Genomic DNA, 13,997 nt, shown 5'->3' with positions numbered 1-13,997 from the left:
CTACGTTGCTTTTTTGTCAACGTAACCGTCAAAAAGTGCGGATCGGGCGCTGCTGCATTGCTTTTTAGGCAATGCAGCCCGAAACGGCAGCCGGACGGACGCAAGAACGATCGGATCGCACTCCGCACTTCGCACAGTATATGAAGGTTGCTTCCACCTTTTCGCGTGTGTACTGCGGCCTGCGCCGCAGCATTCGGACTTTCTTTGCGGCACGCCAAAAACCGGATTCGCGATAAGCGAATCCGGTTTTTGACGTTTTTCTCCGGCTCGGGCTTAGCCCCCGGCCTTCCAACAACCTCGATCGGCTGAAGACGCCGCCCGCCGCAGCGCTTCGACTTCGGCCGTTCCGACGGTATAACCGCCGAGTTCGCCGTGGAACACTTTGCCCTGCCGGACTCCGTGGTAGTCCGAACCGGCGCTCGTCAGCAGGCCGTATTCTTCGGCCAGCTTCCGATAACGCGCTTCGTCATCCGCTCCGTGATCCGGATGACGGACCTCGATGCCCGCCGGCTTCGCCTCGGCCAGCACCGCGCGCACCAGATCGTCGTCGCCGTACAGGCCCGGATGGGCCAATACCGGCACGCCGCCCGCTTCGCGGATCCAATCCGCCGCATCTTGCGGCGAGATGCGCGGCGGCGACACGTACGCCGCCGCGCCTTCGGCCAGATATTTGTCGAACGCGTCGCGCAGATCGACGGCATACCCTTTGCGTACCAGCACATCCGCCATATGCGGACGCCCCACGCTTTCGTCCGGCTTCAGCGGACGGCCGCCGCGATCGCGAACTTCTTCGAGCGTAATCTCGACGCCGAGCTCGCGCAGCCGCTCGAGAATCAGGTCGTTGCGCCGATCGCGTACGCCCCGCAGCCCTTCCAGCCGTTCCGACAGCTTTTCGTCCGAAGGATCGAACAGATACCCCAGCATATGGATATCTTTGCCGCCCGCGCGCGTGCTGATCTCCACGCCCGGCAAGAAAGCCAAGCCCAGACGCTCGGCTTCCCGAGCCGCTTCGCCGAGGCCCGCCGCCGTATCGTGATCGGTCAAGGCGAAGCCCGCCAGTCCGCGCTCCGCGGCCAGCCGCGCCAGTTCCGTCGGCGTGTTCATGCCGTCGGAAGACGTGCTGTGCATATGCAGATCGTAACGTTCCGGCTCGCGTTCCCCGTTTAACGTATTTTTCGTCTCATTCATGCGTTCATTCGTATGCTTATTCATGCCTCGCGCCTCCTTCCGGATTCGTTCCCGCTTCCTGCTGATCGCGCAGGAAATTCAAAAAAGCCACCGCCGCGATCGGCAGCAGCGTCGAACGCAGCCGTACCGAATAAAATTGTCGTTTGAACGAAGCGTCTTCGATCGGCACGACATGCAGCAGCCCGAGCGCCAGCTCGTGCTTGACCGAAGACGGCGACAGCATCGTGATCCCGAGCCCCGCTTCGACGGCCGACTTCACCGCTCCCGTGCTGCCCAATTCCATGACTGTGTTCAGGGCGCGAGGGTCCATGCCTTTCGCTTTCCATTCGTCTTCCATCACTTGGCGGGTGCCCGATCCTTCTTCCCGCAGCACGAACGGATAGGCCGAAGCTTCTTCCAGAGTCACCGAAGCCCGAGCAGCCAGCGCGTGTCCGGCCGGCACGATCAAGCGAAGTTCGTCGTGCATGACCGACTCGCTGATAATATCGGGATGGACGACCGGCGCTTCCACCAATCCGAAATTCAGCGTATGCCGCGCGATCTCGTCCAGAATTTGCGTCGTGTTCATCACTTTCAGCGAGATCGCGATATCGGGATGGCGGCGGCCGAACGGCACGAGCAGCGGCGGCAGCACGTATTCGCCGATCGTATTGCTGGCTCCGAGCTGCAGGCGGCCTTCCAGTTTTTGCGTATAGCGGGCCATTTCCGTTTCCGTCTCCCGCATCAGCTCGATGCTTCGACGCGCGAACGGAAGCAGCATGCGTCCCGACTCGGTCAGCTCGATTTTTTTGGTCGACCGGTTCAGCAGCTTCGTGCCGAAATATTCTTCCAACGTCTGCACCTGCATCGTCACCGCCGGCTGAGTCATATGCATCGCGGCCGCAGCGGCGGAGAAACTGCCTTTTTCCGACACCGTGTAGAAGATATGCAGTTGATGAAAGTTAAGCGCCATCGTTATCCTCCTCGCAAAAAAAGCATGAAAATAAATTTCCATGCCAGCCTTGCCTATTGTCTTGTCGTCCTTTATTTCCTCTTGCGCCCGTTCTTCATGAGCGTCATTCTTCGAGAATGCCGGAGCCACGAATAATACGATTTCAGATCTCGCAGTTCGATGGTTTCCGACATTTTGCCGAGGAACGTCACGACGATCATCTTGTGGAGCGGTCCGCCTTCGACCGGATAAGGGCCGGTCAACTCGCCGAATTCCGCGACCATCACGATATCGTCGTCGATGAGATATACATCTTCTTCCTTGCGGTAATACGAAACGATGCGCCCGGTCTGCAAACATTCCCAGAGCCAAGAGGCGATCTCTTCCGTATCCTTCTGTCCGCTTTCGATCCGACTGCCGTAGCGGCTTTTGGCATGATTGGTAATGACGATATCCGCTACCTTTTTGTCACCGAGAGCGATGAAAAAAGGTTCGTAAGTGCTCCATCGTTCCGTCGCCTTATCCCGCACCGTTTATCACTCTCCAGAAACTCGACTTGGTCTGTTTTCCGGCGTAGACGCCAATAGGTCTTTATATCTATGTATATGTACCCAATATATTACATGATGACTTCAACTTATACAAGCAAATCAAGAAAAACCAATTTCCGCTCTGACGGCGCAGAAGAAGCGGCCCGATTCGGGCCGCTTCTGTGCTTCCATCCGCCGACCGACGCCGTTAGCTCGACAGCGCGGCGGAATCCGTAAGATCTTCTTCGATCTCTTCCGGCAATTTGCTGCCGTAATCCGTTTTGAGGTCGGTTCGATGAGATCTTTCGATTTTGCGAACATAAGAAAGTCTGCGCATATGTTTCGCCGTCTCCTCCGCGCGATCTGCATTGAGATAGACGACGGCGTAATGCATGCGTCGCGATACGTAATGAAGCGTACCGTATTTCTCCAAATTGCGGGCCGCTTTGAGGTCGTTCACCCATACGATGTAACCGATCCGTTCCGGAACCATGATGCTTGCACCTTCTTTCTGTGATAACCGGCCTGCTTGTCAGCCGCAGCCGCAGGAGCCGCCGCTTCCGCAGCCTTTCGCCGGCAGCGGATCGTTACTCGGAACCTTGATGCTCGGGGAAACCGAATAAGCGATCGTCTCCGACATTTCAAAGAGCAAATCGTCGAGCGCCTTTTCCGCGGCCTTGTAACGGGCAACGGCTTCGATTTCTTCCATCTCCCGCTCGACAAGCTCGACTTCTTCTTTCGCGGCGTGATAGTTCGGGTGGAAATGCCCGAACCGCTGCGTTTCTTCGAACAACTCTTTCTTGGCGTTCAACTTGCCGATCAGACGCCGCACTTCCGGATGCTCCTGCATCTTTTCGCGCCAATATAAATATTCTGCGACTTCGACAGAACCGTTGATCATATCGCCCAATTCGTATGCGCTCATGAGCACGCGGGCCATGTCGACTGTTTCAATCTCCGATACGCTCATTGATTCATCCCGCTTCTATGCTGGAACTCTACCCATCCTACCCGGATGGGCAGGTACAACCATCATAGCACAACCCCGCCTTGGATGTAAGCCTTTAACAGAAGACCTTGAGACAGAAAACCTGCCATGCTAAGCGAACAAAGGTAACTTTACGGTCACGAGTTTTCGTTGAGAGCCGACTCCGCCATCGCGATCAGCAGCGAAGCCGACGCTTTCATCGACTCTTCGTCGAAATCGAACCGGGGATGATGATGCGGATACACGAATCCTTTGTCCGTATTTCCCGCTCCCACCAGCATAAAACAACCCGGACGTTCTTGCAGGTAATAAGCGAAATCTTCGGCAGGCATCAGCGGCTTGGCGGTCTCCACTTTGAAACCGGGCAGCGCTTGGGGCGCGACTCGGAAAAAGCGTTCGGTCTCGGACGCGTGATTGACCAGCGCGGGGTAACCGACCAAATATTCGACCTCCGCGGAAGCCCCGTACGTCTCCGCGACTTGGCGGCTCATGCTCTCGATGCGCCGGCGGATCAACTGCCGCGTGTCTTCGTCGAACGTGCGTACCGTGCCCGTGATCCGCGTCTTCTCCGCGACCACGTTCTGCGCGGAGCCTCCGTTGATCGTCCCGATGCTCAGGACGGCGGGACGCAGCGGATCGACGGAACGGCTGACGACCGTCTGAAGCTGCATGACGAGCGCGGCCGCCGCGACGATGCTGTCGATCGCTTCGTGCGGCATGCCTCCGTGTCCGCCGCGGCCGGTCACGTCGATGAAGAACTCGTCGGTCGAGGCCATCATCGGCCCGGCGACGCTCGCGACCGTGCCGGCCGGCAGCGGCGTCCACAGATGCACGCCGTATACCGCATCGACGCCTTCCAGCGCGCCGTGCTCGATCATCGGCTTGGCGCCGCCCGGGCATACCTCTTCGGATGCCTGGAACAAGAACCGGACTTCGCCGCGCAGGCTCTCCCGCCGCTCGGCGAAATACCGCGCCGCGCCGAGCAGCGCCGCCGTATGTCCGTCATGCCCGCAGGCATGCATGACGCCTTTGCGCAGCGACGCGTATTCCGCGCCGCTCTCTTCCGTGATCGGCAGCGCGTCCATGTCCGCGCGAAGAGCCACGGTGCGTCCGGGCGAGGCGCCGCGCACGATTCCGATCAAGCCGTGACCGCCGATATTCCGGCGGATTTCGATCCCGAAGCTCTCCAATTTTTTCGCGACGAAAGCCGCCGTTTCCTGCTCTTGATAGGATAATTCCGGATGGCGATGCAGATGCCTGCGCCATTCCACCAGCTCTTCGTAGCCGCGTACCACCGTTTCGTTCATCATTTCAGGTCCCTTCCGTTTGAGCGCGCGCCCGCTTGGTTATGAAGAGATCATGACCCGACGGACGCGCCTTTTTTGTTATTGTAGCAAAAAACAAAAGCCTAGTGAGTTGACCGAATCAAATTTATGGTTTCCGAAAGGCGAAACCTCGCATTATTTTCGGTCAGCGTACTCGTAACCTTACCTTTCGCGTTGACAAGGCACTCGCCCATAACTCCGTGAGGTCTTGCACCGCCCTTTCAAAGCGACTATGATGAAAATACCCATATAAACGGCGCTTTTGCGGCGTCGCCGAAGGATTGAACTTACACATGAGCACAATGAAAACCAATCGAACGACGCAAGCGCGCAACACAGGCTCCAAAGGACGAACTCGGGTTCCGAAAGCGCCGCCCGATTTTCAACTGCTGATCTTGACGCTGATCCTGACCGGATTCGGCATACTGATGGTGTTCAGCGCCAGTTCCAGCTTTACGCTGCTCGGCAGCAAATTCAGTAACGATCCTTTCTTCTTCGTGCTGCCGCAGTTCCAATATGCGGTGCTGGGCATCGTCGCGATGCTGATCGCGATGTGCATTCCTTATAAACGCTATAAGAAACTGTTTATTCCGATGTTTCTGGTGACGTTCGTTATGATGATCGTCGTACTGTTCATGCCCGCCACCAACGGCGCGCATAGTTGGATCAAAATAACTCGGTCATTTGGTTTCCAACCGACCGAACTGGCGAAGATTACGACCATTCTCTATCTGGCGGCGCTGATCTCCAAAAAAGGCGAACGGTTCCGCGATCTGCGGTCGGGTTATTTTCCGGTATTCTTTATCGTCTCGCTGATGGCGGGCTTGGTCATGCTCCAGCCCGACTTAGGTTCCTGCATGATTCTGGTATCCGCCTGCCTGCTCGTCATGTACGCCGGCGGCGCGAGCCTGAAGCATATGCTCGGTTCGATTCTGATCGTGGGCCTCGTGCTGGGTCTGGTCTTGGGCGCCAAAGAGCTGCTGACGCCCAAGACGCCGGACGAAGCCAGCGCCACCTCCAGCTACAAAGCCGACCGGATCGAAGCTTATCTGAATCCGTTCGCCGATATCAAAGGCTCTACCCAGAACTTGTACAATTCGCTGATCGCGATCGGCGAAGGCGGAGCGACCGGCGCGGGGTACGGACAAAGCATCCAGAAGCTGTCGTACCTGTCCAATCCGCATAACGACTTTATCTTCGCGATCATCGGCGAAGAGTTCGGATTTATCGGCACGACCGTATTCCTGCTGACCTATCTCTACTTCCTCTGGAGGGGAATTCTGGTCTCTCTGCGCTGCACCGATATTTTCGGCACGCTTGCGGGAATCGGCATCGTCGGATTGATCGGCATCCAAGCGTTCATCAATATCGGCGGCGTGACCAACACCATTCCGCTGACCGGCGTTACCCTGCCGTTCATCAGCGCGGGCGGCACGTCTCTGCTGATTACGCTGTTCAGCATGGGCATCCTGCTCAGCATCTCGCGCGATTCCAAGAAAGCGGCACCGGCCGTCAAAGAGCAGAAGACCGAGACCGTCAAAATGCCGGAACGCCGCCCCGCGGCTTATCGTTCCCGTTAAACGCGCTTAGGCGCCCTCGCCTTTCGCACGGCGCGCGCAAGAAAAAGGTTCCCCCGAAAAATTCGGGGGAACCTTTTGATGTTCTGCGTTCCGTTCGCCGAGCGGCCGCGCCGCAGCTTTTAACGGATCCGAGAAGGCTCGTCGATCGCGATATCGTCTTTGAACGCCACGCCTTCGACTTTGACGTTGACCTCGACGACCTTGAGACCGGTCATATTTTCTACCGCTTCGCGCACGTTCTGTTGAAGCATGCGGCAGACTTCGTGAATCGGCGTCTCGTACAAGACGATAATGCGTAGGTCGATCGCCGTTTCCAACTGGCCGACTTCGACGGTCACGCCCTTCTGCACATTTTTCCCGCTCAGACGTTTCGCCCAGCCCTCCGACAACCCGCCGGACATCGCGGCGATTCCCGGCGTCTCCAGCGCGGCCATTCCCGCAATCTTGGCTACGACATCGTTGGCGATCCGCACATTTCCATTATCCAATTGAACTTGATCGGACATGACCTTCCCTCCTTACTCCTTCATGCTTCTAGTTTAAGGGTTAAACCCCTCGTAGTGCAAATGCCGTTTTTGACATTTTTGATTTCGAAAGAACGCAAATCGTTTCATCAAGGCCGGATTTGGCGTATATTTGAAAGTGCCTTGTTATTTTTACTTTTACATAATAGACAAGTCAGTTACGGAGGAACGATTCTATGAAAAAAATGTTGTCGCCCATTCTGCTCATCCTTACGTTCGCGCTCAGCGCGGCCGGACATCTCCTGCATTGGAACCCGACGCTCGAATTCGTGCTGTCCGCCATCTCGGTCATCTTCGTGGCCGGCTTCCTCGGACGCGCCACGGAAAGCGTCGCGCATTACGCCGGGCAGCGGCTGGGCGGATTCCTGAACGCCACGTTCGGCAACGCCGCCGAGCTGATCATCGCGATCATGCTCGTCAAAGAAGGATTGTTCGACATGGTAAAAGCAAGTCTCACCGGTTCGATCATCGGCAATCTGCTGCTCGTGCTCGGTCTGAGCTTGTTCGCCGGCGGCGTCAAGTTCAAGGTGCAGCGCTTCAATGTGCCCCTTGCCGGCATGAACGGCTCGCTGATGATCGTCGCCGTCGTCGCGTTGTTCGTCCCGGCCGTCTTCCTGAACACCCATTCGATCGAAGGGCTTCAGATCGACACGCTGAGCTTGGTCGTAGCCGGCATTCTGATCGTCGCTTATGTCGCCTGGCTGATCTTCTCGATGGTCACCCACAAAGATTACCTCGCCGATCCTGCCGAGTCCGCCGCGTTGGCCGGAAGCGGTCTGCCTGCAGGCGCTTCGTCTTCCGCTGCCGGGTCGCCCGAACTTCGCCGAAAAGAAGCCGCTCCGGCAGACGTTCGACACGAATCGGACGAGGAACACGGTCCGGTATGGTCCAAAGGCCGTTCGATTCTGTATCTGGTGATCGCGACCGTCATGGTGGCGTTCGTCAGCGAATGGCTGGTCGGCACGCTGGAGACCTTCACGACGCAGTTCGGACTCAGCGAATTGTTCGTCGGCGCGTTCGTGGTCGCGATCGTCGGCAACGCCGCCGAACACAGCGCGGCGATCATGCTGGCCATGAAGAACAAGATCGGCGCGTCCGTCGAGATCGCCGTCGGCAGCAGTCTTCAGATCTCGCTCTTCGTCGCTCCGGTGCTGATCTTCGTCAGCTTCTTCATGGGCGGTCTGAGCGGCACGATGGACATCGTCTTCTCCACGATCGAGATCGTCGCGATCGCCGTCTCCGTCTTCGTCGCCAAGTCGATCATTCAAGACGGCGAGACCAACTGGTACGAAGGCCTCCTTCTGGTCGCCGTTTACGTGATTCTCGGCGTGTCTTTCTTCATGGTGCATTAAGCCGGTTCGACATACGAAAACAAAAAAAAGCGCGTCGGGAGCCTGACTCCTCACGCGCTTTTGTTATGTCGAAACCCGAGAGCACCGAATGTTCGGAACCCCTGCTCCGCTGACCGAAAATAATGTTGGGTTTCGCCTTTGATTCCATTCGGTCAACTCGCTACTCTTTGTTATTCAGGGCTTCGTAAAGAACCGCCAGGTTGCGTTCCAACTTGCTGACGATCTGCTTGCCTTCCGGCTCGCCGATCAGACCGGCACGGATCGCGAAATCCACCTGTCTGGAAAAACCGTACATTTGCGTATCCAGCACTTCCTCATAGAGAGGACAGTAGCGGGTCGCCAGATTCTCCATCTGTACTTCGATCAATTTCTCGATTTTATTTGCATCTTCCTGAAGAAGATTGGCTGCCTTGATTTGGAACTGCTCTTGCAAATCAGATTGCAAATCAGATGAAGTCATATTTTCTCCCCCCTATGCCCGAAAGTGTGGCCGGCGTTTCTACTCTAATATTAGACGAATTTAAAAGCTAATACAAGAACCGCCTTACAAAGAGTACGTACCGAAAGAAAGAAACCGAACCCGGAAGCCGCCCCGCGGTTTCCGAAGCTTTGATGCTGCCGCCGACGGATCGGCAAACGGACGCAAGGAAAAGCACCGCTTCCGTATCGAACGGGCGGTGCTTATGTCTTGCTCGTCTGCGATTATTCCGGAGCGATGACCACGTTCAGGTCATGTTTCTGGAAGACTTCGACCATAGCCGCTTTTGCGTCTTCGGCGTCCGGACCGATCACGTGCAGTTCGTATTGCTGGCTGCTCACGAGAGTCGTGAACAGACCCAGGATACTTTTCACGTCGATGTACTTGTTCTCGGCCTGCAGAACGATCGAAGAAGAGTAGCGGGATGCGGTTTGGGCGATTTCGACAACCGCCGCGTTGTTTTTAGCCATTGTTATCCCTCCGTCGGAATCTCAAAATAGGAACCTTTGCTCACATGTATCATGATAACTTGTATCCGCTTTCTTATCAACCGTTTTCCGCGTTTCTGAAACTTATTGCTTTATTTCAAATTTTCGGGGTTGAGGCATTCCAGTTCCGGTACGACGAAGATGCCGTCTTTGCGGATCAAACGGTCGTCGAAATAGATCTCGCCGCCGCCGTATTCCGGACGCTGGATCAATACCAGATCCCAGTGGATCGACGAACGGTTCCCGTTATCGGCGATTTCGTAAGCCTGACCCGGCGTGAAGTGCAGACTACCCGCGATTTTCTCGTCGAACAGCGTGTCTTTCATCGGCGTCAGGATGTACGGGTTGAATCCGATCGCGAATTCGCCGATATGGCGCGCGCCTTCGTCGGAATCCAGAATCTTGTTCAGTTTCTCCGTATCGTTCGAGGTCGCTTCCACGATCTTGCCGTTCTCGAAGCGGAACGTGACGTTCTCGAACGTAATTCCGTTATACACGCTCGCCGCGTTGTAAGCGATCGTGCCGTTGACGGAGTTCCGCACCGGCGCCGTATAGACTTCGCCGTCCGGAATGTTCGCCGTGCCCGAGCATTTGATTGCCGGAATATCTTTGATGGAGAACGTCAGGTCCGTCGCGCCCGGTCCCACGATGCGAACCTGCTCCGTTCGATTCATTAACGTTTGCAGCGAATCCTGCGCCCGGTCCATCTTCGCGTAATCGAGATTGCATACGTCGAAATAGAAGTCTTCGAACGCTTGCGTGCTCATGTTCGCCAATTGGGCCATGCTCGGACTCGGATAGCGCATCACGACCCATTTGGTGTGCTTGACGCGCTGTTCGCTATGTACCGGATGATTGTAGAGCGAATTGTACATCTTCATCTTGTCTTCCGGCACGTCGGCCAGTTCGTTCACGTTCTCGCCCGAACGGATGCCGATATACCCTTGCATCTGCTTCATCCGGTTCAGATCCGTTTCCGCCCAAGTGCGGATCATCTCTTCGGTGGCATTCATCAGCATCGTGCGCTGCACCATCTTGTCGGTCAACAGCACGAACGGATTGCCGCCCAGCGCCGCGACCTCTTCGACGACCGCTTGCAGCAGATCCCGCTCCGGACCGATCATTTCGACGAGAACGTTCTCGCCCGGCTGCACGTTGACGGAATAACCCGCCAGCGTTTTCGCCAACTTCTGTACTCTAGGATCACGCATCCTGTTCGTTCCTCCCGCGATTCGGACTTTCGATACTGCTTGAGAGCCCGATTGAATTGAACGGCGGTCAGCCGAACGCCGACGCCGATAGCTTTACTATTGTAGCACTTCCCCCGCTTGAAGTCAGGTGTTAAACCTATCTTTGGTCCGCAAAAAAACGCCCCTGCCGCAAAAAGCGGCAAAGGGCGCGGAAAAAGACGATGGAGTTCTTATTCGGCGACGGCGGTCCGAATGCGATTCCGACCGCTGTGTTTGGCTTGATACAGAGCCATGTCCGCGCGGTAGAACAGCGATTCGACGCTGATGGTCGTATCTTCCGCCGACCATTCGGCGACGCCGCACGACACGGTTACCGAAGGTCTCGTCTCCTGTTCGACCAGACTTCGAATCCGTTCGGCCACGATCAGCGCTTCTTCCAACGTCGTCTCGGGGAAATACACGGCCAGTTCTTCGCCGCCCCAGCGTGCGGAGACATCGGTCATCCGGATCGAATTCCGCATGATTGCGCTCACCTGCTGGAGAATCGAATCGCCGATCTGGTGGCCGTACGTGTCGTTCACTTGTTTGAAGCGGTCGATGTCGATCACGAGCAGCGAGCCTTTCGAACCTTCGAGCTGGTGATTATGGATTCGTTCGTCCAGATGACGCCGCACGTGAAGCCCCGTCAACGTATCCCGGTTCGCGATGCGCTGAAGCTCGGCGTGCAGCGTGGCATTGGCTACGGCGAGTCCGATATGAGTCGACAGCATCTGAAGCAGCTTGAAGTTCTCGTAAGAGAAATAATGATGTTCGCGTTGAGCCAGCAGCACCGCGCCCATCGTCTTGCCGTTGGAGATCAGCGGCGCGGCGATCATCGACCGGGCTTCCGACAGCTCCATGAAACGCGAAGGTACCGACGATTCCAGATAGTCGGAAATGATCAGCGGCTCCTGAGTGCGCAGAACGATCCCGCCGAAGCCGTAATCGCGGCTGAACGAACTCCCCTCGAGCTCGGACAAACTGCAGGCCATGACGTCGAAGCGGTGTTCGGCCGGGTTATCTCCCAGAATGCAGCAGAAATCGGCTCGGAAGATCCCCATCAGCTCTTGAATGGCAAAAGAAAAAACGTCGCTGAGATGCAGGTTCTGGTTCAGGCGCTTCGTCAATTCGTTAATCAGCAGCAGCTCGCGAATCAACAAATTGGATTGCTCGTACAACTTGGCGTTCTCGAAAGCTTTGCCTGCCGTATCCGAAACCATGCCGAGCAGCCGCGTATCCAAGCGTTCCGGCGGCAGATCCAATTCGAAACGGAACACGCCGTAGATGCCTTGATGACCCGCCAGCGGAAGAGCCGCTTCGATGCGATGCGGGTACTCGGGAGTCGGAACCTGCTCGACTTCCACGCTTCCGCGCATGAAAGCCGTCATGCAGATATCGGCTTTGCGCTGGTCGAGCAGCGCGACTTTGAGCTGCGGGTTCGAACTCTGGTAATCCTGAGTCATCAGCAGCTCGCAGCGCGCGGACGGATGCAGCACCAGCACGATGCGCAGAAGCTCTTCCAGCACGCCGTCGACGTTGAATTTGTCATAGAGCCTGCGTACCATACGAAACAGCGCCGAATCCCCGTTCAGCGCTGTCGATCGTGCATGACGGGTATACAGCGTATCATGAATGAAAGAGTACTCCAGCCTCTGGTAGAAACAAGTTCGGAAATGCGCCGCGCCCATCTCGACCGCCCGCAGCATGCCTTCCGCTTCTTCTTCCGGAACGACGCAGCCCAGCACGGCAAAAATTTCTCCGCCGCTTCGCGTGAATACCGGAACCGCGAGAGTCGCCCGTTTGCTCATGTAGAGGCCTTCGTGCCGGCCGGCCGGAACCAGAACGGATTCTCTTCTTGCAAGCGACAACCATGCGGCATGTTCGGACTCGCTTTGCAGCCGACCGATCAGCCCCGGGTCGCCTGCCGCCGCTTCGCCTTCATGGCTGAACAAGAACCATTCGGCGCCCGATCCGGAGAACGAGGACGAGTTCTGTTCGCGCCAATCGGCAAAACTTTCTTTAAGCAAAGGTTCTATATAAGGAAAATCGGCAGTGCCGATGTCCACGTGCTGGATCCAGAAGGACTGGTCGCCGCGGGCGATAACAGGGAATAACGCCTCCCCGATATCGTCGCGCCGAATTGCCTCCACCGGGTTTTTCCCTGCGTGCTCGGACATAACTTCTCTCCTTTGCCGAAAACAAATAACCTGCTACCTTGCCCGATCGGATCGGCCGAGGTACTGCTGGCTTGCGGCCTTGCTCGCAAACGGCCGAACGACCGGCGCGTTTGCGTACTCGTCCTATCGTAAGGCCCGGTGTCTTGCAGCAAGATCTGCAAAAGCCGGGCTTCTGGTTTATATTCGAAATGCCTTTCCCTATATTACTCTTTTCGCCCCATTTTTGCATCCTATTTTTCACTATTTCTCCTTTTTCATTGGGTCTTTTGTCTCAAGACGCTTTTCGAACCTTTTAAGTTGCATTTCTTTTCATTTTAAAGGCTTGACGTTGGTGATGTTTTCCTATAAAATTTGGTGATGTATGAACGCCGGATACTTACGTATCTGGGTGTAACGGTGCGTCACCCTCACGCGTTTTGTGGCTGTCGGGACAGCGGCTGAACTTTCCCGATATGAGTACGCTGATTCGTTTCCTATTATATAGGCGGACGTCTCCGGCCTGCGTACACAAGCAAAACACGGCGCACACGGTTCCCCGGCCATTACACATGACAAAGGAGTTTTTCCAATATGGCACGTTACACAGGCCCTAAATTCAAACTCAGCCGCCGCCTCGGTATTTCCCTGAGCGGTAACGGCAAAGATCTCAAGCGTCCTTTCCCTCCGGGTCAGCACGGCGCTAACCAACGCAGAAAACAAAGCAACTACGGCATGCAGCTTCAAGAAAAGCAAAAACTGCGCCACATGTACGGTCTGGGCGAGAAGCAATTCCGCACGCTGTTCAGCAAAGCGCAAAAAATGCAAGGCATCGCCGGCGAGAACTTCATGTTCCTGCTGGAAAGCCGTCTGGACAACCTCGTGTACCGTCTGGGCTTCGCTAACTCCCGTGCAGGCGCACGTCAGTTGGTCGCTCACGGCCACGTAACGGTTAACGGCAAAAAAGTCGACATCGCTTCCTACGCGGTAAGCCTCGGCGACGTAATCGGTCTTCGCGAAAGAAGCCGCGGCCTTTCCTCCATCAAGGAAGCCCTGGAAAACCGTTCGCACGTACCGGGTTACATCGAGTACAACGATTCGGCTCTGGAAGGCAAATACATCCGTTTGCCTGAGCGTTCCGAACTGTCGCAAGAAATCGACGAAAAGCAAATCGTCGAATTCTACAACCGTTAATCGGAAAGCAAGGTCAAAATCCCTGCAAGCCTTCGGG

General features: G+C 56.1%; 14 protein-coding genes. 3 read left to right on the top strand and 11 right to left on the bottom strand.

All coding sequences use genetic code 11. The features are described 5' to 3' along the window. Positions 1–273 precede the first annotated feature (273 nt). The 6 genes from CDO73_RS15775 to CDO73_RS15750 all read right to left on the bottom strand — a co-directional run bounded on the left by CDO73_RS15775 (position 274) and on the right by CDO73_RS15750 (position 4,944). Positions 274–1,188, bottom strand: coding sequence for a PHP domain-containing protein (locus CDO73_RS15775; RefSeq protein ID WP_088489495.1), 915 nt, complete (start codon positions 1,186–1,188; stop codon positions 274–276). Positions 1,189–1,204: 16 nt separating this feature from the next. Continuing rightward, the gene (locus CDO73_RS15770) at positions 1,205–2,140 is read right to left on the bottom strand and encodes a selenium metabolism-associated LysR family transcriptional regulator (RefSeq protein ID WP_088489473.1); all 936 of its coding nucleotides are present in this window, start codon (positions 2,138–2,140) and stop codon (positions 1,205–1,207) included. 71 nt (positions 2,141–2,211) lie between these two features. Beyond that, entirely contained in the window at positions 2,212–2,649 is a 438-nt protein-coding gene (locus tag CDO73_RS15765) for a hypothetical protein (protein WP_088489472.1), read from the bottom strand. 208 nt (positions 2,650–2,857) lie between these two features. Then, a complete protein-coding gene (locus tag CDO73_RS15760) occupies positions 2,858–3,142 on the bottom strand; it encodes a YlbG family protein (protein ID WP_088489471.1) in 285 nt (94 codons plus the stop codon). A gap of 39 nt (positions 3,143–3,181) precedes the next feature. Beyond that, positions 3,182–3,619: a YlbF/YmcA family competence regulator gene (locus CDO73_RS15755; RefSeq protein WP_088489470.1), complete on the bottom strand. Its 438-nt coding sequence runs from the start codon at positions 3,617–3,619 to the stop codon at positions 3,182–3,184. Between the two features lie 155 nt (positions 3,620–3,774). Beyond that, positions 3,775–4,944 carry a M20 family metallopeptidase gene (locus tag CDO73_RS15750; RefSeq protein ID WP_088489494.1) on the bottom strand — a complete coding sequence of 390 codons (1,170 nt, stop codon included), beginning with the start codon at positions 4,942–4,944 and terminating at the stop codon, positions 3,775–3,777. Between the two features lie 311 nt (positions 4,945–5,255). Here CDO73_RS15750 and CDO73_RS15745 point away from each other — a divergent pair, with 311 nt between their 5' ends. Then, entirely contained in the window at positions 5,256–6,542 is a 1,287-nt protein-coding gene (locus CDO73_RS15745) for an FtsW/RodA/SpoVE family cell cycle protein (protein WP_088489469.1), read from the top strand. Positions 6,543–6,661: 119 nt separating this feature from the next. On the opposite strand, the gene CDO73_RS15740 is transcribed toward CDO73_RS15745, so the two are convergent. Next, the gene (locus CDO73_RS15740) at positions 6,662–7,048 is read right to left on the bottom strand and encodes an Asp23/Gls24 family envelope stress response protein (RefSeq protein WP_088489468.1); all 387 of its coding nucleotides are present in this window, start codon (positions 7,046–7,048) and stop codon (positions 6,662–6,664) included. Between the two features lie 194 nt (positions 7,049–7,242). On the opposite strand from CDO73_RS15740, the gene CDO73_RS15735 reads away from it, so the two are divergent. Beyond that, positions 7,243–8,418 carry a calcium:cation antiporter gene (locus CDO73_RS15735; protein ID WP_088489467.1) on the top strand — a complete coding sequence of 392 codons (1,176 nt, stop codon included), beginning with the start codon at positions 7,243–7,245 and terminating at the stop codon, positions 8,416–8,418. A 160-nt stretch (positions 8,419–8,578) separates the two neighbouring features. Here the strand turns inward: CDO73_RS15735 and CDO73_RS15730 are convergent, their stop codons facing one another. From CDO73_RS15730 to CDO73_RS15715, 4 genes are all read right to left on the bottom strand, one after another. Continuing rightward, entirely contained in the window at positions 8,579–8,878 is a 300-nt protein-coding gene (locus tag CDO73_RS15730; RefSeq protein WP_088489466.1) for an Fpa/YlaN family protein, read from the bottom strand. A gap of 242 nt (positions 8,879–9,120) precedes the next feature. After that, on the bottom strand, positions 9,121–9,366 hold the full coding sequence (locus CDO73_RS15725) for an HPr family phosphocarrier protein (protein WP_088489465.1): 246 nt from the start codon (positions 9,364–9,366) through the stop codon (positions 9,121–9,123). Positions 9,367–9,476: 110 nt separating this feature from the next. Further along, a complete protein-coding gene (locus CDO73_RS15720; RefSeq protein WP_088489464.1) occupies positions 9,477–10,595 on the bottom strand; it encodes an aminopeptidase in 1,119 nt (372 codons plus the stop codon). Between the two features lie 209 nt (positions 10,596–10,804). Then, positions 10,805–12,790, bottom strand: coding sequence for a sensor domain-containing diguanylate cyclase (locus tag CDO73_RS15715; protein ID WP_088489463.1), 1,986 nt, complete (start codon positions 12,788–12,790; stop codon positions 10,805–10,807). A 570-nt stretch (positions 12,791–13,360) separates the two neighbouring features. Between CDO73_RS15715 and rpsD the strand changes: the two genes are divergently transcribed. Then, positions 13,361–13,960, top strand: coding sequence for a 30S ribosomal protein S4 (gene rpsD, locus CDO73_RS15710; protein WP_088489462.1), 600 nt, complete (start codon positions 13,361–13,363; stop codon positions 13,958–13,960). Positions 13,961–13,997: the final 37 nt, after the last annotated feature.

Source organism: Saccharibacillus sp. O23, from assembly GCF_002205895.1.
GTDB lineage: Bacteria > Bacillota > Bacilli > Paenibacillales > Paenibacillaceae > Saccharibacillus.
The sequence above is the reverse complement of the archived record's forward strand: the minus strand, read 5'-3'. Positions and strand labels throughout refer to the sequence as shown.

Coding starts and splice junctions, on each gene's coding strand:
- CDO73_RS15775 (WP_088489495.1), bottom strand. CDS start 1,188: ATGAATGAGACGAAAAATACGTTAAACGGGGAACGCGAGCCGGAACGT.
- CDO73_RS15770 (WP_088489473.1), bottom strand. CDS start 2,140: ATGGCGCTTAACTTTCATCAACTGCATATCTTCTACACGGTGTCGGAA.
- CDO73_RS15760 (WP_088489471.1), bottom strand. CDS start 3,142: ATGGTTCCGGAACGGATCGGTTACATCGTATGGGTGAACGACCTCAAA.
- CDO73_RS15755 (WP_088489470.1), bottom strand. CDS start 3,619: ATGAGCGTATCGGAGATTGAAACAGTCGACATGGCCCGCGTGCTCATG.
- CDO73_RS15750 (WP_088489494.1), bottom strand. CDS start 4,944: ATGAACGAAACGGTGGTACGCGGCTACGAAGAGCTGGTGGAATGGCGC.
- CDO73_RS15745 (WP_088489469.1), top strand. CDS start 5,256: ATGAGCACAATGAAAACCAATCGAACGACGCAAGCGCGCAACACAGGC.
- CDO73_RS15740 (WP_088489468.1), bottom strand. CDS start 7,048: ATGTCCGATCAAGTTCAATTGGATAATGGAAATGTGCGGATCGCCAAC.
- CDO73_RS15735 (WP_088489467.1), top strand. CDS start 7,243: ATGAAAAAAATGTTGTCGCCCATTCTGCTCATCCTTACGTTCGCGCTC.
- CDO73_RS15730 (WP_088489466.1), bottom strand. CDS start 8,878: ATGACTTCATCTGATTTGCAATCTGATTTGCAAGAGCAGTTCCAAATC.
- CDO73_RS15725 (WP_088489465.1), bottom strand. CDS start 9,366: ATGGCTAAAAACAACGCGGCGGTTGTCGAAATCGCCCAAACCGCATCC.
- CDO73_RS15720 (WP_088489464.1), bottom strand. CDS start 10,595: ATGCGTGATCCTAGAGTACAGAAGTTGGCGAAAACGCTGGCGGGTTAT.
- CDO73_RS15715 (WP_088489463.1), bottom strand. CDS start 12,790: ATGTCCGAGCACGCAGGGAAAAACCCGGTGGAGGCAATTCGGCGCGAC.
- rpsD (WP_088489462.1), top strand. CDS start 13,361: ATGGCACGTTACACAGGCCCTAAATTCAAACTCAGCCGCCGCCTCGGT.